The sequence below is a fragment of the Flavobacterium sp. CECT 9288 genome, from assembly GCF_918731615.1.
Taxonomy (GTDB): domain Bacteria; phylum Bacteroidota; class Bacteroidia; order Flavobacteriales; family Flavobacteriaceae; genus Flavobacterium.
Genome location: NZ_OU957226.1, coordinates 2,726,645 through 2,751,831, shown reverse-complemented (window position 1 = coordinate 2,751,831; position 25,187 = coordinate 2,726,645). Strand labels below are relative to the sequence as shown.

Genomic DNA, 25,187 nt, shown 5'->3' with positions numbered 1-25,187 from the left:
AGACTTTAAAAGCGATAAAAATATTTTGATAAATGATGTATTTTTATTGTTTATCAATAAATATTGATATATTTGTGTTTTAATTTTAAATACTTTGTATCATGTCTAGAAAAACCAATTTTGTTTTTAAAGTACTGCAAGTGGTATCTTGGATTATTTTTGTGGGGCTGTGCATCCAGGCGGGTGGCTTTATTTTCAACACTGTTTTTACGTTGCTGCTCAATCCAGCTGGGGCAAGTAAGTTTTGGACAGAGGTTGATTTGGAAGCTTTGTATTACTTCAACCAGTCGCATTATGTGACTTTGACTGTTTTAATGTGTATTGTTGCGGTGTTGAAAGCGATCTTGTTTTATACTATTGTACTAGTTTTTCACAATAAAAAAATCAATTTGGCGCAGCCTTTTAATGATTCTTTGAAGAAATTTATTGATTTGGTGGCTACTATTTCTTTTGGAATCGGGCTTTTTTCTTTGTGGGGAGCAGGCTTTACACAGAATTTAATTAAAGGCGGACTACAAATGCCTAATGTTGCCGATTTAAGTTTTGGTGGTGGTGATGTGTGGTGGTTTACGAGTGTCATTTTATTGGTAATTGGGCAAATTATAAAAAAGGGAATCGAAATGCAGCAAGAAAACGAACTAACCATTTAAGTTATGGCAATAATTGTAAACCTAGATGTGATGATGGCCAAGCGGAAGATGTCATTGAACGAGCTTTCGGAGAAGGTGGATTTAACCTTGTCAAATTTATCCATATTAAAAACAGGAAAGGCTAAGGCGGTTCGGTTTAGTACTTTGGAAGCTATTTGTAAAGCCTTAGATTGCCAGCCAGGCGATATTTTAGAATATTCGAAGAACGAATAAATACATAGGGTAGTGGTACGGTTGTGAGTTTTGTTTTGAAGATGAGGTGGTTAGGTTTTGCTAATGTGGCTAATATTCGAAAAAAATTGATAATCACGCTTTTAAACACTACCTTTGCCACCCGAAACGGAAAAATAAGGTTTCGGAAAAACGAATTTTCAAATTATATTATGAATAACATTGTTGCGATAGTAGGAAGACCTAATGTGGGGAAATCGACCCTTTTTAATAGGCTGATACAAAGAAGAGAAGCTATTGTAGATTCAGTATCTGGGGTGACCCGCGATAGAAACTATGGTAAAAGCGAGTGGAACGGAAAAGAATTTTCTGTAATTGATACTGGTGGTTACATAAAAGGTTCTGATGACGTGTTTGAGGGCGAGATCCGCAAGCAAGTTGAACTGGCTATTGATGAGGCCGATGTAATCATTTTTGTGGTTGATGTTGAGGAAGGCATTACGCCTATGGATGATGTTGTGGCGCGCTTGTTGCGTAAAGTGACTAAGCCGGTTTTGCTGGCGGTAAACAAGGTAGACAACGCCATGCGTGAGAAAGATGCCTTAGAGTTTTACAACTTAGGTTTAGGTGAATACTATACGTTTGCGAGTATATCAGGTAGTGGAACAGGAGATTTATTGGATGCCTTAATTGATGCTTTTCCAGTAAAACCAGAACCGGTTCAAGAGGAAGTGGTATTGCCACGTTTTGCAGTAGTTGGGCGACCAAATGCTGGTAAATCAAGTTTTATCAATGCCTTGATTGGTAAAGAACGTTTTATGGTTACGGACATTGCGGGTACTACGCGTGATGCTATTGATACGAAGTTTGACCGTTTTGGGTTTGAATTTAACTTGGTGGATACTGCGGGAATTCGTCGTAAGGCTAAGGTTAAGGAAGATTTAGAATTTTACTCGGTAATGCGTTCTGTACGTGCTATTGAACATGCTGATATTTGTATCCTTGTCATTGACGCCACGCGTGGATTTGAAGGACAAGACCAAAGTATTTTTTGGTTGGCCGAAAAAAACCGCAAAGGTGTTGTAATCTTGGTAAACAAATGGGATTTGGTTGAAAAAGATACCATGTCAACCCGCGATTACGAAGAGAAAATCAAGAAAGAATTAATGCCGTTTACGGATGTGCCAATTCTTTTTGTTTCGGCTTTGACCAAGCAGCGTTTGCTAAAAGCATTAGAAGCAACGGTAAAAGTGTATGAAAACAGACAGCAGCGTATTGCGACTTCTAAATTTAACGAATTCATGCTTAAGGTAATTGAGGCCTATCCGCCACCAGCTACCAAAGGGAAATATGTAAAAATTAAATATTGCATGCAGTTGCCTACACAAACGCCTCAGTTTGTATTTTTTGCCAACATGCCACAATATGTTAAGGAACCGTACAAACGTTACCTTGAAAATAAAATTAGAGAAAATTGGGATTTTTCAGGAGTGCCAATTGATATTTATATTAGAGAGAAATAAAACTAGAAAACCACTTTGTAACGAAGTGGTTTTTTTGTTTTAGCAGATACCAAAAGCCTAAGATTTTATTCTTGGGCTTTTTTTGTAGTATGTATTACTAGTTTTCGGATTTGTAAGTTATTGGAAGATTTCTATTGTTAAGAAAATTATTATGATTATTTTCGTAGAAATAAGAGCTATTGAAATGGTATGAAGCTATCTATATTAGGAAAGATTGGATTTGTTTCATAAAACATATTGATTAGTTATATGCAATCTTAAAAAACTACATAATAAAAAACAAACAGACAATATGGAACCAATAACATTAATTACAACAGCCATTTCATTAGCAACACCTTACCTACTTAAAACAGGAGAAAGTATTGCAGAAGGAATTGGAGAAGATATATGGAAATTAATCAAAAAACCTTTCACAAAAGACAAAGAAACTGAATTTTTAATTGATGTTAACATAAAAGAAGAAAGAGACAAGTTATCCAACCTTTTATTAGAAGTAATAAGCAAAGACAATATTTTCAAACAAGAACTTGAGAAAGCTGTAGAAAAAGGACAAAAGAATTTAAATTTTTATTATCAACAAAACATTAACAACAATGGAGAAATAGAAAAGCAAATTAATATTCAACATAACACAGGAAATATTCAGATGTAATGAGTCAGAATATAGACAATAATAGTAATCAAATTCAGAATCAATTAAACATTGGCGTCAATCAAGCTCCAATTTATTTAATAAAACAAACAAGGTTTGCTAAACGATTTGAAAAACTAAATAAAGAAGTTGCAAGTGATGAAAGATATGAGGGTATTATGGAATCATTAAAATATTATCTAACAAGTCGTGATGGTATTGATATGCCAACAAAACTTCAAGATGGTGGCTTTAAAGAAAGTGAGATTATTGAAGCTACTCGAAAAAAAGAAAAATTTGCTAAACGTCTTGAACTTAATAAGTTTTTTGAATCTGCACAGTGGATAGATTGCCAATTATTCGGTAAAATTAAAATGGACTTTGAAGCGTTTGTTTTGCCATTAGTAAATGGAGAAGCAACAAAGGACGAAATTCTAAAAGAAGTAGTTATAAAAGTTGTTCAACCAGTTCTTGATTTAATAAATATAGAGGGAGAAAATGATGAAGTTTTAAATTATAATGCTGACGATATTTTTGGTATGGTTTATTACTTAACAGGGCAATGTCACTTAAATTGGAAAAATTATGATAGTATATAATCAAGCTTTTGACCTCTATCATACTATTTTTAGACTTCTTCATTTTCTAAATAAATTTGAAAATGAAACAATTTTAGAAATTGAAAGAGTTAGAATATGGGATTTTTACTTGCTTTTCCCAAGTAAAATTCACGATATACGTTTAAAACAAAACGAATCAGATATTAGAAGAATCAGAAAAGAGTTTATTAAAGATTATAATAATCCTTATGAACGTATACCAGAGAATAGAAAGATTTTTGAAAAAATCAGACCTTATCAACAAGCTGCACTTAATTGCATTGCCTCCTACGGTATAATTGATAAATCATTATTAAATCAACAAAGAATTTCAATAATTAACAAAGGTATTCTTGTTGATTTTGTCAATAATTTTGAAGAATTAACGCCGAAGGAAAAAAATGTGATTGCCTTAATGACTTCACATTTTAATCAAGTTTCATTATTTGGAACTGATGGATTAAAAAATAGAACAAACCTACTAGAAAGCAAATACGATGCGTAATAATATTTTTCTAAATAGACTACGAATTATAACGGACGATAATAAAATAGCTTATGATGAAAAATTTCATAAGGGAGTTAATATCATTAGAGGAGATAATAGTAGTGGTAAATCAACAATTACACATTTTATATTTTATGTATTAGGTGGCGCTTTCAATGATTTTGTTCCTGAAGCTAGATTGTGTTCGCAAGCAATTGCAGAAGTAGAAATGAATAATGCAATATTTACAATAAAACGTGATATTGTAAAAGATGAAGATGGAAACATAAGTACTCAAACTCCTCTCTATTTTTATTGGGGTAATATGGAAGAGAGTTTTAACCCTCCTTTTGATAAGGGATGGCAAAAATTCGGCTATAAAACAACCGAAACAAGCAAAAGCTTCTCAAATGTGTTATTTGATAATCTTGGCTTACCAATTGTTAAAGGAGATAATAATATTACGTTTCACCAAATTTTGCGACTATTATATATTGATCAAGATTCGCCAACTAGTTCGTTGTTTTACTATGAACATTTTGACAGTCAATTAACTAGAGAAACTGTTTCAGACTTGTTACTTGGTGTCTATAATGAAAAATTGTATGAAAATAAGAAACGTTTAATATCAGCCGAGAAAGAATTTGAGGGGATAAAAAGTGAAATAAAAGCTACATCTCACTTTTTTTCTGACCCTTTATCTTTAAGTCCTGTTCATTTAACGACGGCTATTGAGAACAGAGAAAAAGATATATCAGATATTCAGGATGAAATTGTATCTATAAGAAATAAAGAGAAAGAAGTAAATTATGAAGAGGGTTCTAAGTTATCTTTCCAAAAATTAACCGAAGATTCAATTATTCAAAGAAAAATTGTAATTGATTTAGAAGAACAAATCTCTTTTTTGAATAATGAGATTGAGGATTCTACATATTTTGTAGAAACATTAAGCAAAAAGATTAAAGCCTTAAAAAATTCAATTCATACAAGAGAGTTTTTAGGTAATCTGCCTTTAGAATATTGTCCTGAATGCCTCACTAGAATTAAACCAAAAGAAGACGGTTCAAATTGTAAATTGTGTAAAGAACCAATTGATGAATCATTTGGTGTTGTTCAAGCTAGAAGAATGGAATTAGAAATTGGTTTTCAAATTAATGAATCGCAAAAATTACTAGAACTGAATAAACGTAATTTATTAACAATAGAGTCAAAATATACTGCCGAAATTGGCAAACTTCAAGACTTGCAAAAACAGGTAAATATTGCATTGGTAGATGTAAAGTCATTCAATGAAGAAACTATTGATAATCTTAATAGTAAAAAAGGATTTATTGACGGGGAAATTCTTCAATATAGAACTATGTTAGAAAATGCAGAACTTTATGATAAGTTAATCCAAAAAAAGAATCAACTTGAAAAAGAGGTAAATTTTTTAAAAACTTATATATTTAGAGCTGAAAAGGCTCAAGTAAAATTAAAAGAAGCAATTAATGAGAAAATCCGAGAAGAGGGCGTTTACTTACTTAACAATGACTTGGATAGACAAGACGAATTTAAGAATGCAAGCGACTTCTTTATTGACTATTCTAATAATATAGCATTCTTATCAAATAAATTCTCAAAATATTCAGCAAGTTCAAATTTCTATTTGAAGGTTTCTGCAAGATTCTCCATTTTTTTAGCATCATTACATATAGATGGTATGAGATACCCAAGATTCATATTTGCAGATAATATGGAGGACAAAGGTATAGAAACGAAAAGAGCTCAAAATCTACAAAAATTATTAATTGACAGAGTTGGGAATTACGACCCAAATAGCTACCAAATGATTTATACAACTTCTTACATTACAGACGAACTAAACCAGAGTAATCTAGTTGTTGGAGAATATTATACGAAAGAAAATCCAAGTTTGAAAAACATCCCTAAACAATAAAGACTGCATATAACAGCTAGTGAGCAATAGGCTGGAATCAGGCTTAACGGGAAGATTGTTTTGTATTTGTAATATTTTGCAAATCCAAAGAATTAGCTTAATTTAGTCATAAATCAGCTATATTACCAAGAACGATAGTCCCGAAGAAATTCGGGATTATTTTTAGGATTTGTTTTTCCAATTCAAACGATGAAAAACACTCAATCGGATAATATCACGATCAAAAAAATCAACACCGCTAGGTCGCCTTTGATAACTGTTGAGGTAGCCTAACTCATACGAAAAATGGTTGCTAGCTTGAAAATGTATCGCTGCGTAAATTCTGTTTTGGTCAAAGGTGTTTTTACGGGTTGATTTTCCAGCATTCAACATGATTTCATCAGAGAGAATGGCTTTAATAGCTTGGTTTTCTTTTTTCCAAAACGTATAATCTCCCTGTAGGCGGTATCTAAAACGCCATGAAAAAGTACTTCCGGGTAGTAATCCCGCGGCATTAGCGTTGTGAATAAAACGTTCCTCTACCTGAAAACGCTGGTTGAGCACTAGTTTTTTGCCGCTGATTCTCCAAGTCAAGTCTTGTTGCCCGCGGTATTCAGGAATTCTAAAGTCGGGATTGATTTCTGGGATTTGCGTAGTAACAGAAAAATGAGCTAAACCAGCACCGGTTTCCAGATGGCTGTTTATTCTGTAACGTCCTTGCATACGCAACACGTAAACATTTTGCTGAATGGGTTTTGTGAAAACTCTATTGTCAATTTCAGAATGTAAGGACCATTTTTCACTCAACAGCAATTGGTTGTAATAGCGCGTCCATACAATACTTTGGTGGTCCACTTTTTTTACGGTTTGTGCTTGTAGCCCCAAACAGAGTAGTGTACAAATGAAAAGGAATTTATGAGTCATTAGTTTTAAAAATGGTTGCAAATGTACACAAAGTCAGCCATTTTAAAGCAGTTAGGTATCTGTTGATTTAATTCATTACTTATAAAAAAAACAGCACCGCTAACTCATAGGATAGCGGTGCTGTATTATTAAGGGATAAAGTTGCTGTTTACAACGAATACTTCAAGGTAATTCCGTAGGTTCTTTGGTCGCCTAAAACACCGGCATAATGTCCAGAATTTCCGCCAGCTGGTAATAATTGCTCAAAGTAATCTTTGTTCAATAAGTTTCGACCCCAAAAGTTAACAGATAATCCTTCGGTTGCTCTAAATCCGAAACGACCGTTAAAGATAGCATATCCTTGAACCACCAAGTATTTTGAAGCCGATGGACTTGATGAAAATTCAGAACGTGCATACGAGTCAATTGCCACAAAGAATTTACCTAGGTTGCTAAAAAACTTAGCTGATTTGGTATATTCTCCGCCTAAACTTCCGGCCCATTTTGAAACACCAGGCAAAGTAGTTCCAGACACATCTTTGAATGATACAGGAGCTCCCGTTTCTTCAAGTGGTAGCGGAGCATTAGTGAATTTAATATATTTTCCATCCGTGTAGCTTAATGCCCCGTTGAAAGTAAAATGTTCATTGACTACAAAACTAGCATCCACTTCGGCACCTCGTACACGTACTTTGTCTGCATTGGCTAGGTAACCACGATTTACTCCTAATTCAGCTGCCTGTACATTGGTTTGGAAATCTTTGATATCCGTATTGTACAAAGTCAGGTTTAAAATAGCTCTTTTGAACGGAGAGGTTTTTATTCCAATTTCATAGTGATTTACGTCTTCGGGTCTAATTACAGCAAGATCAGCCAATGTTTGTCCTGCAGCAGGAGTAGGCAATCCGGCTACGTTTACGCCCACTGGTTTGTAACTTTTAGCATAAGTAGCGTAGCCATTAATTTTATCAGTCGCTTTGTAATTCACGGTTATATTTCCTGAAAAGTCAAATTTGTCTTTGTTAGCAGAGAAGGTTTGGTTGGTGTACACCGCTCTTTTTATTGCCAATAATTGTGGGTCGTTGGTTTGTAAACCTCCGTACGTTTGACGGTCGTAATTTGATTCCTTTTTGTCGTAATTGTAGCGTAAGCCTGGTAGGATGTGCAATCTATCCGTAACTTGCCAATCTAATTGACCAAACAAAGCCGCACTTACAGCATGAATATCAGCAATAGTGCGTATTCCGTAACCTTCAAGCAATCCTGGTTCAGCCCATCTAGCAAGAGGTACAGGAGTTGAAACCCCATTATTGTTGTAGTTTACTGGCGATTGAGAAAAACGCCATTGTGCATTTCCAGATTCTTCTGTTCCTCTAATCTTAACAGTTTGATCGATAAAAAAGGCACCAATTACTCCGCTTAATTTAGAAGACACTTGTCCTGCATAGCGAATTTCTTGAGTCAACTGCGTATGTCTGGCTGGATTTTGTGATTTCGCCAAAACTTGAAGTCCTGTAAAATCTCTATCGTTTGAAGGATCCCAGTTCCAAAAACGCCATGCTGTAGTTGAGGTCAAAGTTCCTTTACCTATTTTAGTATCTACGTTAAGCGATGCGCCACCTAAATCTTGTCCAGAACGCCATGGCGTATCGTGATCAATTTTACGGTCAAAAGCATTTCTGCTCGGGAGTTGGTAATTCAAATCGGCAATGATGGCATCAAATTGGCGGTAAGCGGCTCTTTGCGTTGGCGCTACACCAGCAATAACTTGCGCATATCCATCAGGACGCTGTGTAGTGATGTCAGCAGCGAATAAAATGTTCGTGTTTTCAGAAGCATTGTACAATAATTGGCCTCTAATTCCTTGATTGTTTAAGGTATTTGTAGGTCTTCCAGTGGCTACGTTGTCAATTAATCCGTCTCTTTGTGTTCCAGAAAATGAGATTCGACCAGCTAGTTTTTTACTTAACGCACCTGTTATTGATGTTTTAGCTTGCAGGAAACCGTAATTTCCATAGCTCACTTCAAAATCAGCACCAGATGTGAAACTTGGTTTTCTGGTGGTAATGTTAAAAGCACCTGAGGTTGTGTTTTTGCCAAAAAGTGATCCTTGTGGTCCGCGCAATACTTCAATGCGATCAATATCTACAAAGTCTAAAGTGGTGGCTGCTGGACGCGAATAATACACACCGTCAACATAAAAACCAACACCAGGATCAATCCCATCATTAGTAAGTCCGTATGGCGAACCAAGTCCTCTAATGTTGATACCCGTATTTCTAGGATTTGAGGAGTACAATTGTACCGAAGGAATCAATTCTTTCACTCGATTTACATTGAAAGCACCTGCTTGTTCTGCTTGTTTTCCAGTTACTACAGATACAGCAATTGGAATATCTTGTACTTTTTCTATTCTTCTACGAGAGGTAACAACCACTTCAGAGAGTACTTTTTCTTCTCCGTATGAAATGATAATCTCCAGTGGTTTTACGTTGGTAGGCAATTCGGTGATTTTAATTTCTTTGGTGTTGTAGCCTGCGTATTGTACAATAAGTGTGAAAGGAAGTGACTTTGCTTCAATACTGAAAGTTCCATCAGCTAGCGTTGTAGTAGTGTTTGTGGTACCTTTTAGAACGATGTTGACACCTTCAATTGGGGCATCTTGTTCGTCTTTTACTTTTCCTTCAAGAAGTACTTGAGCAAAAGAAGTGGAGAAAACTAGAAAAAATAATAAAGTTGTGCTTAGTTTTAGATAAATATTTTTCATTATAGTATGTATATGTAATTAGTAGAGTTTTAAAATAATTTTTTTATTTCTAACACATACACATCATACAGCCGATTGATCTGGGGTTTAATTTTTTGAAAACTTCTGGGGATTTTTGTACTTGCATCTTTTTCATCTTGCTTTAAATAGAGTTACTATTAATATTTTGGTGCAAATATATATAAATTCTATAAAAATAGTAGAGTTTAAAATAAAATTTTTATTTTTTGACTAATGAGGCTATGGTAATGCCTTGCATGGCTTTTAAGGTCTCATCTCGAATAAGCATTAAACCATGACGTAGGCTGCATTCAGACTCTGTTTTACAATCTGAACAAGGCTCATAAAAATTTAAAGATGCGCAAGGTAATAATGCAATAGCTCCATCAAACAGGCGGTGTATGTCAGCTAGCGTGATGTCATTTCCTGATTTTAAAAGATAATAACCTCCAAATTTTCCTTGCTTGCTACCCACAAAATGACCCCGTTTTAGATCCAATAAAATTTGCTCCAAAAATTTTTTTGGAATAGAAGCCGACTCGGCAATTTCAATTGTTTTAGAGATATGGTCTGCGTCCTGCACGGCTAGATAGAGCAGTGCTTTAAGGGCATATTTGGTTTTTTGTGAAAGCATGGAAATAGTTTTATAATAACACTCTCATTTCAGCAAAGCCACAAACAAGAGTGTTACAATTATAAATGAAATTGTATTTTAAAATTACGGTCGAAATTATCTTACCAGTCGCCTCCAGATCCTCCTCCAGAAAAACCGCCTCCGCCAAATCCACCACCGAATCCGCCTCCACCAAATCCTCCTCCAGAAGAACCACCACCAAAACCTCCGCCTCCGCCACCACGGCCAAGACTGCTAAGTATGATGACATCCATAAGGCTAGGGCCAAAGCCACCACCGCGATTTCCAGAGTTGCCACCACCGCCTTTATTTCGGGAAGCTAGTACGATGATAACTACTATAATGACTACAATTGGGACAATAGGAAATTTTTTTTCTTTTGATTTCTCTACTCGTTTCCCTTTGTATTTTCCCTTAAAAACATCAAAAAGTGCATCAGTTCCTTTATCAAGTCCATTGTAATAACTTCCGGCTTTAAATTCGGGAATAATAATGTTTCGAGTTATTTCACCGCCAATTCCGGCCGTCAATCGATCTTCAAGACCATATCCTGCTGAAATCCATATTTTTCGTTCCGCTTTAGCTAATAAAATAAGAACACCATTATCATTTTGTGCAGTACCACCAATTCCCCAAGTTTGCCCCCATTTAGGAGTTAGAATTCCTATGTCTTCGCCCTTAAGGCTTTCAATGGTAATAACCACAATTTGAGTAGTAGTAGAGTCTGCATATTTGACTAATTTTTCCTCAAGCTGTGCTTTTTCGCTATCGCTTAAAACCTTAGCATAATCATAAACTGAAGTTTGAAAAGTTGGTTTTTCCGGAATTGTAAATTGTGCAAAGCTTATTTGTGCGAAAAATAAAGTGACAAATAGTTTTAGATACAACAAGGTATTCTTTTTTTGTACTACCATTATCCTCTAGATATTTCGTTTGATAATTCATTTGTATCTCCTTCTTGCCAAGGGAAATAGTGTTGCAATTGTTGTCCCGCGCTTGTAATGCCATCAATTAGTCCTTGTTTAAAATTTCCTTTTTTGAAGTGCGCTACCATTACATCACGAGTACTGTCCCAAAAATCACTTTTCACAGCATCATTGATTCCTTTATCACCGCAAATGACAAAATTACGATCTTCAACCGCTAGATAGATCAAAACACCATTTTGGAGTTCAGTTGCATCCATTTTAAGTTCGTTAAAAACTTCCATAGCACGATCAAAATGATCCATAGTGGTGGTTTTTTCGATGTGAACTCTAATCTCGCCCGAAGTGTTTTTTTCAGCATTACAAATAGCTGTTACAATTTCTTGTTCCTCTTCTTTGGTTAAAAAATCTTCTACTTTTGACATCGGAAATAGTTTTGAGTGAAAAATAACGATTTTCAATCCCACTATTTTGCAAGTAGTAATCAAAAATCGTTATTCAAAATAAAAAATAAGGTTTAGAATTTTACTTCAACAGGTTTTTCAGCACCTTCAACAGCAGTAAAATAGGTTTTCTCTTTAAAACCAAAAAGACCTGCAAAAAGACTGTTAGGGAATGTTTTGATATGAGAGTTGTATGGCTTAACAGCTTCATTAAAACGTGTTCTTGCCGTTAAAATTTGATTTTCAGTACTTGCTAACTCATCTTGTAATTTCAAGAAGTTTTGATTAGCTTTCAATTCAGGATATGCCTCAACAGAAACTAATAATCTTGATAAAGAGCTGCTTACTCCGCTCTGAGCTTTGTTAAATTCAGCTAATTGCTCAGGTGTAATATTGGCTGGATCAATTTTTACTGAAGTTGCTTTAGAACGTGCTTCAATTACAGCAGTCAATGTGCTTTTTTCAAAATCGGCGGCTCCTTTTACAGTGTTTACTAAGTTGCCTATAAGGTCATTTCTTCTTTGATAAGCAGTTTGTACATCACCCCAAGACTGTTCTACATCTTGATTTAAAGTTACGGCAGTGTTGTTGATCCCTTTAACCCAGCTGTACATTACAAAAATTACAACTGCTACTATAATCCAAGGCAAAAATCTTCTCATGTTTGTTTAATTTAGTGTTTAAAATTTAGTTATTTAGTTTTTCTCACACGGGTGAGGTTTGTTTTAAAGTTCGTTTTTTATGTTGGTTAATTGCATTCGTATCGCTTCTAGTTTTCTAATAATTTCAAATTTATCCAAGGTTTTCTTTTGACCTTCTTTTAGATGAATTTTCGCTCCTTCAAGTGTAAAACCTCTTTCTTTTACCAAATGATAAATCAATTGCAAATTGGTAATATCCTCAGGCGTAAACATTCTGTTGCCCTTTGCATTTTTCTTGGGTTTTAAAATATCAAATTCACTATCCCAAAACCGAATGAGTGATGCATTTACATCAAAAGCTTTGGCTACTTCGCCTATGCTATAGTATCGTTTGTCTTTTGAAAGTTCAATGTGCATTTTTATCTATTTTCTAATTTTTTGTAATTCTAATTTTTGTTGTCCAATGAAATTTCATCTTTCACATCTCACTTTTCACATTTCACATTTCACATTTCACATTTCACATTTCACATCTCACATTTCACATCTCACTATTCTAATCCAGCGACTGATTTTCTTGATTCGCTAATTGTGAAATAGCTACATATTCAACCGCCGATATGTTTCCGTAATAAAAATTAAGTGGGTTCACTACTTTTTTATCTTTTAACACCTCATAATGTAAATGCGGAGCTTCAGATCGGCCAGTACTTCCTACGTAACCTATAATGTCACCTCTTTTTACACGCTGTCCTGCTCTTGTATTGTACTTGCTCAAGTGTGCGTATAAAGTTTCATATCCAAATCCGTGCCGAATTACAATATGATTTCCGTAGCCTGATGCCGTGTTGTCCGCTTTTGCCACAACACCATCACCAGTAGCATAAATTGGTGTTCCACTTTTAGCTGTAAAATCCATGCCTTCATGCATTTTACGGGCTTTCGTAAAAGGATCTGTTCGGTATCCAAAACCAGATGCCATGTGTTTTAAGTTTTCATTTCGTACCGGTTGAATGGCAGGAATAGCTGATAAAAATTCACTTTTAGCTTCGGCTAATTTTAAAATTTCGTCTAGTGACTTTGATTGAATGGCTAATTGTTTACTCATAACATCAATCCTTTTAGTGGTATTGATGACTAATTGTGAATTATTATAACCTTCCAGCAATTCATATCTATTTTTACCCTGAAAACCAGCTTTCCTAATAGAGTCTGGGATTGCAGTTTTGTTAAAATACACCCTATAAACATTGTTGTCACGTTCTTCTATTGCGTCAAGCGCACCGTTCACCTGATCCATTTTTTTATTGAGAATGGCATAATTCAATTTTAAATTTTCAATCTCTCGGGCTTGCAAGCGGTCTTTTGGTGTTTCAAAAAAAGGCGTGTTCAATAAAACGATGAAACTCAAAAAACCAAACAACGCGGCAGCTAGTATAAACAGAATAATAACACCAAATTTTCTTCTTTTTTGTGTTTTTATTTTCCTGTAGGCTAGATTTTCAGAATCGTAATAATATTTTACTTTCGACATATTTTAAAATACCCTATTTTTGCACACTATAATGGGTTAGACGAACAAATTTAAGAAATGTTTCATTTGTTACCGTCTTTTTTTAAGAATAAATAAATTAGGTGCCTGTTCCAGCTATTCGTTACAAGTTTACCTTTTTGCCCTCTTTTTTTCTTTGGATCCAGCAGGAGCTTCCTACGGTCGCTCTGCTAGCTCTAGAAAAAATAGTAGGCAAAAATGCAAAGCTTTCCACTACTATCTGGGGCAAAAAAGAGTGAAAGATTAAAAGATTGAAAAATTCAATTCTTAGCAATCTTTAAATATTTAAATCAAATCAATGACATCACAAGACGTACGCAAGCAATTTTTAGAATTTTTCGCCTCAAATGGGCATTTAATTGTTCCATCAGCACCTATTGTCCTGAAGGATGATCCCACCTTGATGTTTAATAATTCTGGAATGGCTCAGTTCAAAGAGTTTTTTTTAGGAAACGGAACTCCAAAAAATAATCGAATAGCCGATACTCAAAAATGCTTGCGCGTATCAGGAAAACATAACGATCTCGAGGATGTAGGTTTTGATACCTACCACCACACCATGTTTGAAATGTTAGGAAACTGGTCATTTGGTGATTATTTCAAAAAAGAAGCTATCAATTGGGCTTGGCAATTATTAACAGAGGTCTATAAAATCCCAAAAGAAAATTTATACGTTTCTGTTTTTGAAGGAAGTACAGAAGATAATGTTCCTTTTGATCAAGAAGCGTGGGATATCTGGAAAACATTAATTGATGAAGACCGAATCATCCTTGGAAACAAGAAAGACAACTTCTGGGAAATGGGAGATCAAGGACCTTGTGGACCATGCTCTGAGATACACGTTGATTTGCGTACCGATGCTGAAAAAGCTTTGGTTTCAGGAAAAAGTCTTGTAAACAATGATCATCCACAAGTAGTTGAAATATGGAATAATGTATTCATGGAGTTCAACCGTAAAGCCGATGGATCTCTTGAAAAACTTCCAGCACAGCACGTAGATACCGGAATGGGATTTGAGCGTTTGTGTATGGCTTTGCAAGGCAAAACATCTAATTATGACACTGATGTTTTTACACCACTTATTGAGAAAGTAGAACAAATTACAGGTTTTAAATACACATCTGATGAAGTGAAAAACATTTCAGAGGAACAGGATAAAACTAATATTGCCATTCGTGTCATTGTGGATCACGTGCGTGCGGTTGCCTTTGCAATTGCTGACGGACAATTGCCATCAAACACAGGAGCTGGTTACGTAATTCGTAGAATTTTGCGTCGTGCTATTCGTTACGGATTTACATTTTTGGATACCAAAGAACCTTTTATCAATAAACTGGTAGCCGTTTTGGCAAATCAAATGGGTGAGTTTTTTCCAGAGATTAAAGCTCAACAACAATTGGTTACCAATGTAATTCGCGAGGAAGAAGCTTCGTTTTTACGAACTTTAGACCAAGGATTGCAATTGTTAGACAAAGTGGTTGCGGAAACATCAGGAAATGAAGTTTCAGGAGCAAAAGTTTTTGAATTGTACGATACCTTCGGTTTTCCAAAAGATTTGACTGCTTTGATTTTAAAAGAAAAAGGATACACCTACAACGAAACAGATTTTGAAGTTGAATTGCAAAAACAAAAAGCGCGTTCGCGTGCTGCATCTGAAGTTTCAACCGAAGATTGGTCGGTTTTAATTCCTGGAAATGTAGAAACTTTTGTGGGTTACGATCAAACAGAAAACGAAGTAAAAATTACTCGTATCAGAAAAGTAGATTCTAAAAAAGACGGAATTTTATACCAAATCGTTTTAGATAATACGCCTTTTTATCCAGAAGGTGGTGGACAAGTAGGAGATAAGGGAACTTTAGTTTCTGCTAACGAAACGATTGATATCATTGATACAAAAAAAGAAAATAACTTAATATTACATTTTGCAAAACAGCTTCCAGAAAATATTGAGGCTGGTTTTACAGCAAAAGTAAATACCGATTTAAGAACGTCAACTTCTAAGAATCACTCGGCTACGCACTTGATGCATTTGGCTTTGAGAAGTATTTTAGGAACGCATGTCGAGCAAAAAGGATCCTTAGTAAATCCAAACTATTTGCGTTTTGACTTTTCGCATTTTTCTAAAGTTTCAGATGAGGAATTGCGTCAAGTAGAGGCAAGTGTGAATGCTCAAATTGAAGCGCAGTTGCAATTGGTAGAACACCGTAATATTCCAATAAAAGAAGCATTAGACAAAGGTGCAATGGCTTTGTTTGGTGAAAAATATGGCGATTCAGTTCGAATGATAGAATTTGGCGAAAGCAAAGAACTTTGTGGTGGAATTCACGTAAAAAATACAGCTGAAATCTGGCATTTCAAAATCATTTCTGAAGGTGCAGTTGCAGCAGGAATTCGTAGAGTTGAAGCCATTACGGGTGATGCAGTGAAGAATTTCTATCAAAATCAAGAAAATACTTTGGCGGAGATCAAAGAAACGTTGAAAAATCCACAAGATGTTTTAAAATCAGTAACTTCATTACAAGATGATAATGCGAAGTTAAAAAAACAGATTGAGCAATTGTTAAAAGAGAAAATCGACGGATTAAAGAATGTTTTGCTTGCTGATTTTCAAGAGGTAAACGGTGTTAACTTTTTGGCGAAGCAAGTAGATTTATCAATGAGTTCTACTAAAGATTTGGCGCAAGCCATTGGAACAGCTAAACCAAATTCATTTGTATTTTTAGCTTCAATTGAAGATAATACACCAAATATTCATTGCTATATTTCTAAAGAATTGGTTGCAGAAAAAGGCTTGAATGCTGGAACTGTCATTAGAGAATTAGGGAAATTAATCGATGGAAATGGTGGTGGACAGCCGTTTTTCGCTTCTGGAAAAGGAAAGAATGTAAGCGGAATCCAACAAGCATTAGACGAGGCAATAACATTTTTAGGTTAAACAAAAATTAAAATTCATACGCAAACCCTTTTTGAATAGTTTTGAAAAGGGTTTGTTTTTTTACAGAAATACAGTTGTTTTGATTGTGAAATGAATACTATTTAAAGCCCGTTTTTAAAGGTGAATTTAGTAATCTAACTAGAATTTTTGTATTCTGTTGGTATGTAGTTATTTATATTTAACTTTGTTCCGAAAATAAAAAGATTGAATTGAGTCTTTATGAAAAATAAAAAAGTGTTACGTTTTTTCTTGTCTTTTATTGTTTTAACATTTGTTTCATGTTCAAAGGATACTGATGATGGTTTTAAATTGCTTCAAAAAGCACTTGAAACTACTGCAAGAGGGAATACACAAACTTATTTATATGCTTACAATGGGAGTAAGATAGTTAGTATTGATGGCACTCAGGAACGCACAGACTTTACATACACCGATGGTTTGATTTCTAAAATGGTTACGCTTAATAAAACAAACCAACTTCTTGAAACTATTGAATACAGCTATTTTAAAGGGAAATTAGTGAGCGTTTCTTCTGTAGGAAATTACAAAATAAAGTATACCCATAATGCAGATAAAACAGTTTCCTTTGAAAAATTTACCCTAGGTACAGGAAATGTTGAGGTTAAAGAATATCACGGAACGTTACATTTTACCAATGATAATTTAACTAAAGAAGAGCGTATTTATGACAATTCTCTAGCGGGAGAGGAATCTAAGTATAGCATTAGTTTTGATTATGACAATAAAAGAAATCCATTATTTAATATTGCAGGGTTCAAAGAATTATTAAATCAAAATGATAAAATTTCTATCAATAATAATGTTATCAGTACAGTAATTACGAGCACTTCAATAAACGGTCAAATTACATCCTCTGCTACAACATATAAAAACGCATTTACCTATGATTTAGAGAATTATCCTAAAGAACGAGTTTCTGAATCTACGCCTTTAGCTAGTGGATTCGTGGGGTATTTGAAAATAGAATATTTTTATTAAGATAAAATTTCTCAAATACAACCCTTTCAAAGTTTAAATTTTGAAAGGGTTTTTTTATTGTCATGAATTAGGAATAAAGAACAAAATCTCATTTAATTCGCTAAAATTGTTGAAATTTGCTGCAAATACAATTCCATGCAATTCAGAACCGAAATTCCCATTCCTACCAGTAAATATCCTATTGATTACAATTCTAAAATCATGTCAATAGGTTCTTGTTTTGCGGTGAACATGGCCGAAAAACTGGATCTTTTTAAATTTCAAAACAGCTGTAATCCGTTTGGGATTTTGTTTCATCCATTGGCAATTGAAAAACTCCTTAATTTTGCTGTTTCCGAAAAGAAATTTACAGAAGAAGATGTGTTTTTTTATAACGAACGTTGGCATTGTTTTGATGTGCATTCAGATTGTAGTAATGCTGATAAACACGAATTACTGGATAACTTGAATGGGATTGTTACAGCAACGAAACAAAAACTAACTCAATCAACGCATGTCATTATCACCTATGGAACCTCATGGGTGTATCGCAATATAGAAAGTCAAGCCATTGTGGCAAATTGTCATAAAGTACCACAAAAACAATTTCAGAAAGAATTACTTTCAGTTACAGCAATACAAGAAAGTATAACCAAAACAGTAGGTTTAATACATTCTCTAAATCCTGAATGCCAGCTTATTTTTACAGTTTCTCCAGTACGACACATCAAAGACGGTTTTGTTGAAAACCAAAGGAGCAAAGCGAATATAGTTTCTGCTTTACATACTGTTTTGCAAGTTCCCCCTTCGGGCGCGGAGGGGGCTTATTTTCCTTCGTATGAGATCATGATGGACGAACTGCGAGATTATCGGTTTTATGCTGATGATATGCTGCATCCTAATACTCTAGCTATCGATTATATTTGGCAACGCTTTAAACAAACTACTATTTCTGAAAAGGCTCATTCTCTGATGGATGAGGTAGAAGCAATCCAAAAAAGTCTTGCTCACAAGCCATTCAACCCCAACTCTGAAAGTCATATTAAATTTGAGACAAGACTTAAGGAAAAAATAACTACCTTAGAACAACAATATTCATTTATGAAATTTTAATTATGCTCAAAAGAATACTTATCGGAATAGGAATTATAATTGGTGTCTTTTTATTGTTTAAATATTGCGATTTTAAGAAAAATGAGGATCAAGATATTACCTATAATACCAATCTCATTCAGCAGCAAATTCTTAACGTGGGCAAGTTGGTTGTTACCGAAGGGCATTTCTCTGAAGTGATCACCTATAAAAACCAACAGAAATATTTAATGGACATGCTTTCTTTTGAGAAAAAAGCCTTAGTTGTTGTAAATGCTGATGTTACTGTGGCCTATGATTTACATCTTATGAAGTACGACATTGATTCTATTAATAAGACAATTACAATTGTGAGTATTCCCAAAGAAGAAATCAAAATCAGTCCGGATATTCAGTTTTATGATGTAGAACAAAGTAAGTTGAATCCGTTTACAGGGGATGATTACAATAAAATCAATAAGTCTGTTAAAGCAAATCTGGCTAAGAAAATTGAAAAATCAAGTTTAAAAACAAACGCTCAAAACAGATTGATCAGCGAATTGTCTAAACTATTAATCACAACAAGTCAATTGGGTTGGACCTTAAAATACGAGGGACAGGTGATCACAACCGAAAAAGAATTTGGTCAAAAAATAAAACTGTAAAACGAAAAAATAACCGCAGATTCACAGATTTTTTAGAAGTAATTAAAATCTGCGAATCTGCGGTTTATTGCTTTTAAGCTTTCGCTTTATCAAAAATCAAGTCCAAACCTCCTGTAACTAAGTGAGATACTTCGGGTCTTTTCTGTTTCATTTGATCTAAAAATACCAAAACTTCTTGAAGTAATTGAGGTTCATTTCTTTCCTGCAATAATTCCGTTATTTCAACAGCTAACAACCAATCGTTAGGATGATTGCTCTGTATTTTTTCGAAAATGGGTCTCAAAGACGTTTCTTTATCATTTGTTTCTCTGATATTTCGAACCGTTTGATATAAAACTTCTAAATCATCACGCTCAGCGGTATGTTTTGCTTTTATGGTAGTACTCGATGGCAAATGCGAAATCAAATCAAAACTATTTACATCAGCAGGGCCAGAAAATGCAGAAGTTACTTTCTTCCCCACCGCCATATCATAAACGCCCCATTCTGGCTGGAATAAAACCGTTTCACCATGTGTTACTGTGCAATTTTTAAAACGAATCAAAGTAATTTCGCCTTGTAAGTTTCTAGAGCCTGTAATAATTTCACCTTTAACCGTAATACCGCCCTCAAACTCTAGTGTAACCGTTTTTGATTCGAGTATGTCATAAGCGTTCAAGTCTTTTGGACTCATATCCTCAATAGCTAGATTGATCCCTTGAAGTTTACCTATTGGGCTACCAAAACCTTCAGCATGTGTCAAAGTTCCATGACCTACTAATTCTTTTTCTCTATATGCGAGCGCCGTTTTTCCGGTAGTTTGTATGTAAATGGGTTTGCCTTCATGTTCGATAACCGAGCTGAAAACACCTGAAATTTGTAGTCCAGTACTCAATTCGATCGTTCCTAAGGCATTCGAATCAATCAATTTGTTAATACCAGATAATCCACCAGTACGCAACGCCATTTTATTAGCAAACTCTTCTAAAACTAAATTTAAATAGGCAAATGTAGGTGTAACATACAGTTGCGGTTGCAATTTTGTAATATCAAAACTTTGATTGGCTGCAGAAATATCATACGGTATTTTCTTCACTTCCTGAGTCATACAATGCGCACTCTCGCCTATTGAGGAAAGCAAACCAGCACCATATATTTTAGGATTTTCAACCGTACCAATCAATCCGTACTCAACCGTCCACCAGTGTAAGTTGCGTATTTGGGCCATTTCTGAGAGTTCGCCCATGTTATTTTGCAAATCTTCAACTGCTTTTTCGGCAGCATCAATCGTAGCTTGTGGCGTACCTTCGGCTTCTTTTACGATTGAAAGCAGTCGGATAGCTTCATACATTTCGTAATCCTTGTGCGAAGAAATTGCTTTGCAACCTATTTCTCCAAAACGACGAAGGTATTCCGCATATTCTGGATTGGCAATAATTGGTGCGTGACCAGCACCTTCGTGAATAATATCGGGTGCAGGAGTATATTCAATATGCTCGAGTTGACGAATATCCGATGCAATTACAAGCACATTATAGGCTTGAAATTCCATAAAAGCATTGGGCGGAATAAAACCATCAACTGCAACGGCAGCCCAGCCTATTTCGGTCAAAATGCGGTTCATGCCATACATACTCGGGATATTGTCAATCTCAATCCCCGTTTTTTTCAACCCTTCTAGGTAGGAATTATGCGCCACTTTAGATAAATAATCCACGTTTTTACGCATCACATAACGCCAAACCGCCTGATTTATAGGTGTATAATCACTATAATCCTGAGGTTTAATAAATTGTTGTAAGTGTTTTGGCAATCGGTCTAATAACGGATTGCTTTCTATAGTTGTGTTCATGTCGAAAACGTTGTAGTTTTTATGCAAAAATACGAAATTCAGGAGCTAATTCCCGCTTTTCATTGCAAGTTTTTGCAAACCCGTTTGTTTTTCTAAAGTTTATAAAAGAGCTTCCTGCGGTCGCTTTTTATAAACAAGAAAAACCAAAACGGCTTTTTCAAAAAGCTTTCCATTGCAATCGGGGCTAGGGGAGTTGCGAATGATAAGATGTTTTTTGATTTCCTACTCCATCACTTCAAACAAAAAGAACTGTGTTTTCTGTTTCTCAGCAAAATTGTTGTCAGAAACCAAGATTAAAGATCGATTGCCATTAGCTAATTTAGGGCCAAACGTAATTCCTTCGATATTATCAATAAAAATTCCTAAATCATCCATGTTTAGAACCAGTTTTTTAGATCCCAATTGTATGTTTTGGTTCAGTAAGGAGGTGTTATTTTTAACGTTAGTTGCTTTTTTTAGATCACACAAAAAAACTTTTACGGTGCATTCTTGCGTTCCCGTGGAGTAGGAGCGTTCCACAACAAGTAGTTTATTTTTACTGTAATACTGAATTGCCGAAATTCCATTGACAGCAAAAGCACCACTCGGATTGGGTTCGCGGGCAATAGGGTCTAAAAGATAGCCGTATTGAGCCGTATTTTTTCCGGTGTTGGCATTAAACTGGTACAAACGTATCAAACCTCCTTTGCTGGTTGTGGCTTGGTTACCATCTTCAAATAGTGGTTCTTCAATATTGGTGTAAATGTTTTTATAGTTTTTATCAAAAGTTATGCCTTCTAAAGTGCCATTGTTTCTTGGTCCTTTTTCTATTTTTTGCATTTTTAGATTTTCTGGGAATGTTACATCTCCTAGAAAATCACCATTTAAAGTCATGAAGTTCAAGGAAGGATTTTGCAAAACTTCCTTATCTGCGGTTATCACTCGAGCTCCTTCGCTACTCCATACCAAAGTGTTTGTTTTTGGATTAAATCGGATGTCTTCTGGATCTGTTGAGGTGTTTGGTGCAGTGTTCCAGTTGCCATATACTTTTCCGGTTTCATTTTTTAAAGTACTCATGCTTTGAAATATAACATTTTTCAGAAGGTTATTTTCCAAAGCTATGGTGGCAGTGTAATAACGAGCCTCATTAAAAATCGATCGATCATCGGAAATGATGTAATACAACTCTTTTTTTGGATCATAATCAATACCAGATAAGCCACCAATTTTTGTATTTTGAAATTGGGCATCAAATGGAACTTCAATAGTGTTTAAGAGTTTTAATTTTGGGATGTGACTGTGTTCAGCGCTTTGTTTTACATTGGCACAAGAGAAAAGAAATACAGGAAAAACAACTAAAAAAAGTAATTTGCGCATAGAATTGATTGTGTATTGGATAAAATAAGGTAACTGCAATAAATAGCGTTACGATGGATTAATCTGATTTTTTTCGGCTTTACGAAAATAGTCAATCTTGTAATGAAACATATCTGCCATAGCTTTTGCTCTGTATTTGGCTTCATCTGCCAGTGGCCCTTGGAATAATTGATCGGTAGTTTGTGTAAATAGTTCCATCCAACGGTTAAAATGATCTTTACCAATAGGGAGCTGCTTGTGAGGCGGAAAGGGACTTCCAGAATACGAATGAACTTCTAGCAAAATAGTTTCCCAAAATCCATACATTTTTTCTAAATGTTCCGGCCAACGGTTGCCTATTTTTTCGTTAAAAATAGGTCCTATTATTTCGTCTTTTTGCACTTGAGCATAAAAAGTATTGACTAAGAGTTTAATATCGTCTAAGGAAGCAATATCGGTTTGTGGTATCATAATTTCTATAAAAAAAGCCTATGCAAAGGTAGGCTTTATGTTTGATTGTAGTAATGTCTATTTTTCTTTTGGCGGAAATTGTTCTAGAATTTTGGCAACAAATTCGTTGATTCGTTCTTCTTTGTCTCTGCGGTTTTGAGTTAAATTCCCAACACCTTCGCCTTGCCAAAAGGCATGTATGTTGTTGAAATAAATGATGTAATTGACATTTTTTCTGTGGGAATTCTAAAATAACAACTTCGATTTTGTAAAAAAAGGTTTTTAAGGCCGCCACATGCATGGCCGCCTTTTTTTAACCTATGAGTTGGGTGAATAAATCTTGTTTTTCGTTGAGGTATTGGTATTCGAAACCCATTTTATTCATATTGTCTTTGATAGCTAGTACATCGTTTGGATTTTTCACTTCTAAACCTACAACAACGGAGCCTACTTCTCGGCTATTTTTTTTGGCAAATTGGAAGTAAGTGATATCATCGTCTGGTCCTAAAATGGCATTGACAAATTCTTTTAATGCTCCTGGGCGTTGCGGAAATTGTATCATAAAATAATGCATTAATCCTTCATAAAGTAAAGAGCGTTCCTTGATTTCGGCGGTGCGTTCAATGTCGTTGTTACTGCCGCTTACCACACAAACCACAGTTTTTCCTTGGATTTGGTCTTTGTAAAAATCCAATGCTGCAATGGTCAAAGCGCCTGCGGGTTCTACGACCATCGCTTCTTCGTTATACAAACGTAAAATGGTAGTACAAACTTTTCCTTCGGGAACTAGAATGATATCGTCTAGATTTTTTTTGCAAATGGCAAAAGTTTGGTTGCCTACTTGTTTTACTGCTGCTCCGTCTACAAACTTGTCTATGGTTTCTAAGGGTGTATTGGCTTGATTAGCAATCGATGTTTTCATTGAAGGAGCGCCTTGTGGTTCAACGCCAATGATTTTGGTATTTGGGCTAAGGTGTTTGAAAACCGTGGACAGCCCAGAAGCTAAACCGCCACCGCCAATGGGAACAAAAACATAATCGATGGGAGGTTGGTATTGTTCGAGAATTTCGAGTCCTACGGTACCTTGTCCCGCAATGACTTTTTCATCATCAAAAGGATGGATGAACGCTTTTTGGTTGTCCTTGGCATCGGCAACTGCTTTGGCATAGGCATCATCAAAGGTATCACCAATTAAAATAATTTCGACCCACTTTTTACCAAAGAGCTGTACTTGCTTTACTTTTTGATTGGGCGTGGTTTTGGGCATATAGATTTTACCTTGTATTTGTAAAAGAAGACAAGAGTACGCCACACCTTGTGCGTGATTACCGGCGCTCGCGCAAACAATGCCGTTTGTTTTTTCGCTTTCTGTTAAAGATTTTATTTTATTATAAGCACCTCTTATTTTATAGGAACGTACTACTTGTAGGTCTTCTCTTTTAAGCAAAATAGAGGCCTTAAATTCTTCTGAAAGATTAAGGTTTTCTGTTAAAGGAGTAACGGGAACTACATTAACTAATTCTTGTTGGGCTTGTTGTATGGATTGAAATAAGTTCATTTTTGTTTTTAATTGAATTCTAATATTGCTTGTGTTAGGGTGTTTTGTAATGCGTAAAAGTGCTCGTTGGTTATTTTGCCGCCACAAATCCAATGCTCTTTTTCTTGAAATAGATAAGAGATAGGAAACTGTGTAATTTGATCATTGTGAATAATCGGGATTTTAAAAAGTATGATTGTATGGGTTTCTAGCTCTTTTTGATTTTGAGAGAAGCAACAAAAAACCTCGATAATTCGTTCCAAAATAGCCACTATAGTTTTGCTATTCGTTTCATTATCCCAATAGCCAATCCTGATTTTGTATAATGAAGTGAACTCACAAAAATCTACCCAAAAATGGTCGATTTTTATCTTTTTCCTAGTGAATACTAGGATAATTTTACTGATTAGTGTTGCTTCTTTTTCGCAAAACAGCGTAACGGTTATTTTTTCTTTCATAGCAATTGTAATTCATTTTTAGTCAAAAAAAAAAGCCTTTCTCGTTTATAGAGAAAGGCTTCATGGTTATGCATAACAT

Annotated in this window: 25 protein-coding genes; 11 read left to right on the top strand and 14 right to left on the bottom strand. The window is 35.0% G+C overall.

Annotated elements, in window-relative coordinates; all coding sequences use genetic code 11:
• Positions 1-101: 101 nt before the first annotated feature.
• From LQ189_RS12130 to LQ189_RS12100, 7 genes are all read left to right on the top strand, one after another.
• Positions 102-650, top strand: a complete 549-nt coding sequence (locus tag LQ189_RS12130) for a DUF2975 domain-containing protein (protein WP_230157440.1) — start codon at positions 102-104, stop codon at positions 648-650.
• A gap of 3 nt (positions 651-653) precedes the next feature.
• A complete protein-coding gene (locus tag LQ189_RS12125) occupies positions 654-863 on the top strand; it encodes a helix-turn-helix transcriptional regulator (RefSeq protein WP_086453359.1) in 210 nt (69 codons plus the stop codon).
• 170 nt (positions 864-1,033) lie between these two features.
• Complete coding sequence (gene der, locus LQ189_RS12120; protein WP_144889166.1) at positions 1,034-2,344, top strand: ribosome biogenesis GTPase Der; 1,311 nt, start codon at positions 1,034-1,036, stop codon at positions 2,342-2,344.
• A gap of 292 nt (positions 2,345-2,636) precedes the next feature.
• Positions 2,637-2,999: a hypothetical protein gene (locus LQ189_RS12115; protein ID WP_230157438.1), complete on the top strand. Its 363-nt coding sequence runs from the start codon at positions 2,637-2,639 to the stop codon at positions 2,997-2,999.
• Positions 2,999-3,577, top strand: a complete 579-nt coding sequence (locus LQ189_RS12110; RefSeq protein ID WP_227141743.1) for an ABC-three component system protein — start codon at positions 2,999-3,001, stop codon at positions 3,575-3,577. Before LQ189_RS12115 ends, LQ189_RS12110 begins: the two co-directional genes overlap by 1 nt.
• The gene (locus LQ189_RS12105) at positions 3,564-4,082 is read left to right on the top strand and encodes an ABC-three component system middle component 5 (RefSeq protein ID WP_230157437.1); all 519 of its coding nucleotides are present in this window, start codon (positions 3,564-3,566) and stop codon (positions 4,080-4,082) included. The genes LQ189_RS12110 and LQ189_RS12105 overlap by 14 nt, the downstream gene beginning before the upstream one ends.
• Complete coding sequence (locus LQ189_RS12100; protein WP_230157435.1) at positions 4,075-6,003, top strand: hypothetical protein; 1,929 nt, start codon at positions 4,075-4,077, stop codon at positions 6,001-6,003. The genes LQ189_RS12105 and LQ189_RS12100 overlap by 8 nt, the downstream gene beginning before the upstream one ends.
• A gap of 162 nt (positions 6,004-6,165) precedes the next feature.
• Here LQ189_RS12100 and LQ189_RS12095 read toward each other — a convergent pair whose 3' ends face one another.
• From LQ189_RS12095 to LQ189_RS12060, 8 genes are all read right to left on the bottom strand, one after another.
• Positions 6,166-6,906 carry a DUF2490 domain-containing protein gene (locus tag LQ189_RS12095; protein WP_230157433.1) on the bottom strand — a complete coding sequence of 247 codons (741 nt, stop codon included), beginning with the start codon at positions 6,904-6,906 and terminating at the stop codon, positions 6,166-6,168.
• A gap of 148 nt (positions 6,907-7,054) precedes the next feature.
• Complete coding sequence (locus tag LQ189_RS12090) at positions 7,055-9,652, bottom strand: TonB-dependent receptor (protein WP_230157431.1); 2,598 nt, start codon at positions 9,650-9,652, stop codon at positions 7,055-7,057.
• Positions 9,653-9,872: 220 nt separating this feature from the next.
• Positions 9,873-10,286: an Rrf2 family transcriptional regulator gene (locus LQ189_RS12085; RefSeq protein WP_230157429.1), complete on the bottom strand. Its 414-nt coding sequence runs from the start codon at positions 10,284-10,286 to the stop codon at positions 9,873-9,875.
• A gap of 101 nt (positions 10,287-10,387) precedes the next feature.
• Positions 10,388-11,200, bottom strand: coding sequence for a YgcG family protein (locus tag LQ189_RS12080; protein ID WP_230157427.1), 813 nt, complete (start codon positions 11,198-11,200; stop codon positions 10,388-10,390).
• Positions 11,200-11,637 (bottom strand): TPM domain-containing protein, encoded by a 438-nt coding sequence (locus LQ189_RS12075; protein WP_086454136.1) that lies wholly within the window; start codon positions 11,635-11,637, stop codon positions 11,200-11,202. The genes LQ189_RS12080 and LQ189_RS12075 overlap by 1 nt, the downstream gene beginning before the upstream one ends.
• Before the next feature lie 92 nt (positions 11,638-11,729).
• Positions 11,730-12,317, bottom strand: a complete 588-nt coding sequence (locus LQ189_RS12070) for a LemA family protein (RefSeq protein ID WP_086454137.1) — start codon at positions 12,315-12,317, stop codon at positions 11,730-11,732.
• A gap of 63 nt (positions 12,318-12,380) precedes the next feature.
• Positions 12,381-12,713, bottom strand: coding sequence for a MerR family transcriptional regulator (locus LQ189_RS12065; protein WP_230157425.1), 333 nt, complete (start codon positions 12,711-12,713; stop codon positions 12,381-12,383).
• Positions 12,714-12,852: 139 nt separating this feature from the next.
• On the bottom strand, positions 12,853-13,830 hold the full coding sequence (locus LQ189_RS12060; protein ID WP_086454139.1) for a M23 family metallopeptidase: 978 nt from the start codon (positions 13,828-13,830) through the stop codon (positions 12,853-12,855).
• A gap of 316 nt (positions 13,831-14,146) precedes the next feature.
• Between LQ189_RS12060 and alaS the strand changes: the two genes are divergently transcribed.
• The 4 genes from alaS to LQ189_RS12040 all read left to right on the top strand — a co-directional run bounded on the left by alaS (position 14,147) and on the right by LQ189_RS12040 (position 19,497).
• Positions 14,147-16,783, top strand: coding sequence for an alanine--tRNA ligase (gene alaS, locus LQ189_RS12055; RefSeq protein ID WP_230157423.1), 2,637 nt, complete (start codon positions 14,147-14,149; stop codon positions 16,781-16,783).
• Between the two features lie 219 nt (positions 16,784-17,002).
• The gene (locus LQ189_RS12050) at positions 17,003-17,782 is read left to right on the top strand and encodes a hypothetical protein (protein ID WP_230157421.1); all 780 of its coding nucleotides are present in this window, start codon (positions 17,003-17,005) and stop codon (positions 17,780-17,782) included.
• A 135-nt stretch (positions 17,783-17,917) separates the two neighbouring features.
• A complete protein-coding gene (locus LQ189_RS12045) occupies positions 17,918-18,874 on the top strand; it encodes a GSCFA domain-containing protein (RefSeq protein WP_230157419.1) in 957 nt (318 codons plus the stop codon).
• 2 nt (positions 18,875-18,876) lie between these two features.
• Entirely contained in the window at positions 18,877-19,497 is a 621-nt protein-coding gene (locus LQ189_RS12040; protein WP_182651553.1) for a DUF4230 domain-containing protein, read from the top strand.
• Between the two features lie 73 nt (positions 19,498-19,570).
• Here the strand turns inward: LQ189_RS12040 and LQ189_RS12035 are convergent, their stop codons facing one another.
• The 6 genes from LQ189_RS12035 to LQ189_RS12010 all read right to left on the bottom strand — a co-directional run bounded on the left by LQ189_RS12035 (position 19,571) and on the right by LQ189_RS12010 (position 25,108).
• Positions 19,571-21,328: an aromatic amino acid hydroxylase gene (locus LQ189_RS12035; RefSeq protein ID WP_230157416.1), complete on the bottom strand. Its 1,758-nt coding sequence runs from the start codon at positions 21,326-21,328 to the stop codon at positions 19,571-19,573.
• A gap of 222 nt (positions 21,329-21,550) precedes the next feature.
• Positions 21,551-22,684 (bottom strand): esterase-like activity of phytase family protein, encoded by a 1,134-nt coding sequence (locus LQ189_RS12030; RefSeq protein ID WP_230157414.1) that lies wholly within the window; start codon positions 22,682-22,684, stop codon positions 21,551-21,553.
• A 48-nt stretch (positions 22,685-22,732) separates the two neighbouring features.
• Positions 22,733-23,134, bottom strand: coding sequence for a group III truncated hemoglobin (locus LQ189_RS12025; protein ID WP_230157412.1), 402 nt, complete (start codon positions 23,132-23,134; stop codon positions 22,733-22,735).
• A 57-nt stretch (positions 23,135-23,191) separates the two neighbouring features.
• The gene (locus LQ189_RS12020; RefSeq protein WP_370634896.1) at positions 23,192-23,314 is read right to left on the bottom strand and encodes a DUF4136 domain-containing protein; all 123 of its coding nucleotides are present in this window, start codon (positions 23,312-23,314) and stop codon (positions 23,192-23,194) included.
• Between the two features lie 112 nt (positions 23,315-23,426).
• Positions 23,427-24,671 (bottom strand): threonine ammonia-lyase IlvA, encoded by a 1,245-nt coding sequence (gene ilvA, locus LQ189_RS12015; RefSeq protein ID WP_230157410.1) that lies wholly within the window; start codon positions 24,669-24,671, stop codon positions 23,427-23,429.
• Positions 24,672-24,679: 8 nt separating this feature from the next.
• Positions 24,680-25,108 carry a hypothetical protein gene (locus LQ189_RS12010; RefSeq protein ID WP_230157401.1) on the bottom strand — a complete coding sequence of 143 codons (429 nt, stop codon included), beginning with the start codon at positions 25,106-25,108 and terminating at the stop codon, positions 24,680-24,682.
• Positions 25,109-25,187 lie beyond the last annotated feature (79 nt).

What these genes read in the sequence shown, in the direction of transcription:
- LQ189_RS12130 (WP_230157440.1), top strand. Translation starts at nt 102, where the DNA reads ATGTCTAGAAAAACCAATTTTGTTTTTAAAGTACTGCAAGTGGTATCT.
- LQ189_RS12125 (WP_086453359.1), top strand. Translation starts at nt 654, where the DNA reads ATGGCAATAATTGTAAACCTAGATGTGATGATGGCCAAGCGGAAGATG.
- der (WP_144889166.1), top strand. Translation starts at nt 1,034, where the DNA reads ATGAATAACATTGTTGCGATAGTAGGAAGACCTAATGTGGGGAAATCG.
- LQ189_RS12115 (WP_230157438.1), top strand. Translation starts at nt 2,637, where the DNA reads ATGGAACCAATAACATTAATTACAACAGCCATTTCATTAGCAACACCT.
- LQ189_RS12110 (WP_227141743.1), top strand. Translation starts at nt 2,999, where the DNA reads ATGAGTCAGAATATAGACAATAATAGTAATCAAATTCAGAATCAATTA.
- LQ189_RS12105 (WP_230157437.1), top strand. Translation starts at nt 3,564, where the DNA reads ATGATAGTATATAATCAAGCTTTTGACCTCTATCATACTATTTTTAGA.
- LQ189_RS12100 (WP_230157435.1), top strand. Translation starts at nt 4,075, where the DNA reads ATGCGTAATAATATTTTTCTAAATAGACTACGAATTATAACGGACGAT.
- LQ189_RS12095 (WP_230157433.1), bottom strand. Translation starts at nt 6,906, where the DNA reads ATGACTCATAAATTCCTTTTCATTTGTACACTACTCTGTTTGGGGCTA.
- LQ189_RS12090 (WP_230157431.1), bottom strand. Translation starts at nt 9,652, where the DNA reads ATGAAAAATATTTATCTAAAACTAAGCACAACTTTATTATTTTTTCTA.
- LQ189_RS12085 (WP_230157429.1), bottom strand. Translation starts at nt 10,286, where the DNA reads ATGCTTTCACAAAAAACCAAATATGCCCTTAAAGCACTGCTCTATCTA.
- LQ189_RS12080 (WP_230157427.1), bottom strand. Translation starts at nt 11,200, where the DNA reads ATGGTAGTACAAAAAAAGAATACCTTGTTGTATCTAAAACTATTTGTC.
- LQ189_RS12075 (WP_086454136.1), bottom strand. Translation starts at nt 11,637, where the DNA reads ATGTCAAAAGTAGAAGATTTTTTAACCAAAGAAGAGGAACAAGAAATT.
- LQ189_RS12070 (WP_086454137.1), bottom strand. Translation starts at nt 12,317, where the DNA reads ATGAGAAGATTTTTGCCTTGGATTATAGTAGCAGTTGTAATTTTTGTA.
- LQ189_RS12065 (WP_230157425.1), bottom strand. Translation starts at nt 12,713, where the DNA reads ATGCACATTGAACTTTCAAAAGACAAACGATACTATAGCATAGGCGAA.
- LQ189_RS12060 (WP_086454139.1), bottom strand. Translation starts at nt 13,830, where the DNA reads ATGTCGAAAGTAAAATATTATTACGATTCTGAAAATCTAGCCTACAGG.
- alaS (WP_230157423.1), top strand. Translation starts at nt 14,147, where the DNA reads ATGACATCACAAGACGTACGCAAGCAATTTTTAGAATTTTTCGCCTCA.
- LQ189_RS12050 (WP_230157421.1), top strand. Translation starts at nt 17,003, where the DNA reads ATGAAAAATAAAAAAGTGTTACGTTTTTTCTTGTCTTTTATTGTTTTA.
- LQ189_RS12045 (WP_230157419.1), top strand. Translation starts at nt 17,918, where the DNA reads ATGCAATTCAGAACCGAAATTCCCATTCCTACCAGTAAATATCCTATT.
- LQ189_RS12040 (WP_182651553.1), top strand. Translation starts at nt 18,877, where the DNA reads ATGCTCAAAAGAATACTTATCGGAATAGGAATTATAATTGGTGTCTTT.
- LQ189_RS12035 (WP_230157416.1), bottom strand. Translation starts at nt 21,328, where the DNA reads ATGAACACAACTATAGAAAGCAATCCGTTATTAGACCGATTGCCAAAA.
- LQ189_RS12030 (WP_230157414.1), bottom strand. Translation starts at nt 22,684, where the DNA reads ATGCGCAAATTACTTTTTTTAGTTGTTTTTCCTGTATTTCTTTTCTCT.
- LQ189_RS12025 (WP_230157412.1), bottom strand. Translation starts at nt 23,134, where the DNA reads ATGATACCACAAACCGATATTGCTTCCTTAGACGATATTAAACTCTTA.
- ilvA (WP_230157410.1), bottom strand. Translation starts at nt 24,671, where the DNA reads ATGAACTTATTTCAATCCATACAACAAGCCCAACAAGAATTAGTTAAT.
- LQ189_RS12010 (WP_230157401.1), bottom strand. Translation starts at nt 25,108, where the DNA reads ATGAAAGAAAAAATAACCGTTACGCTGTTTTGCGAAAAAGAAGCAACA.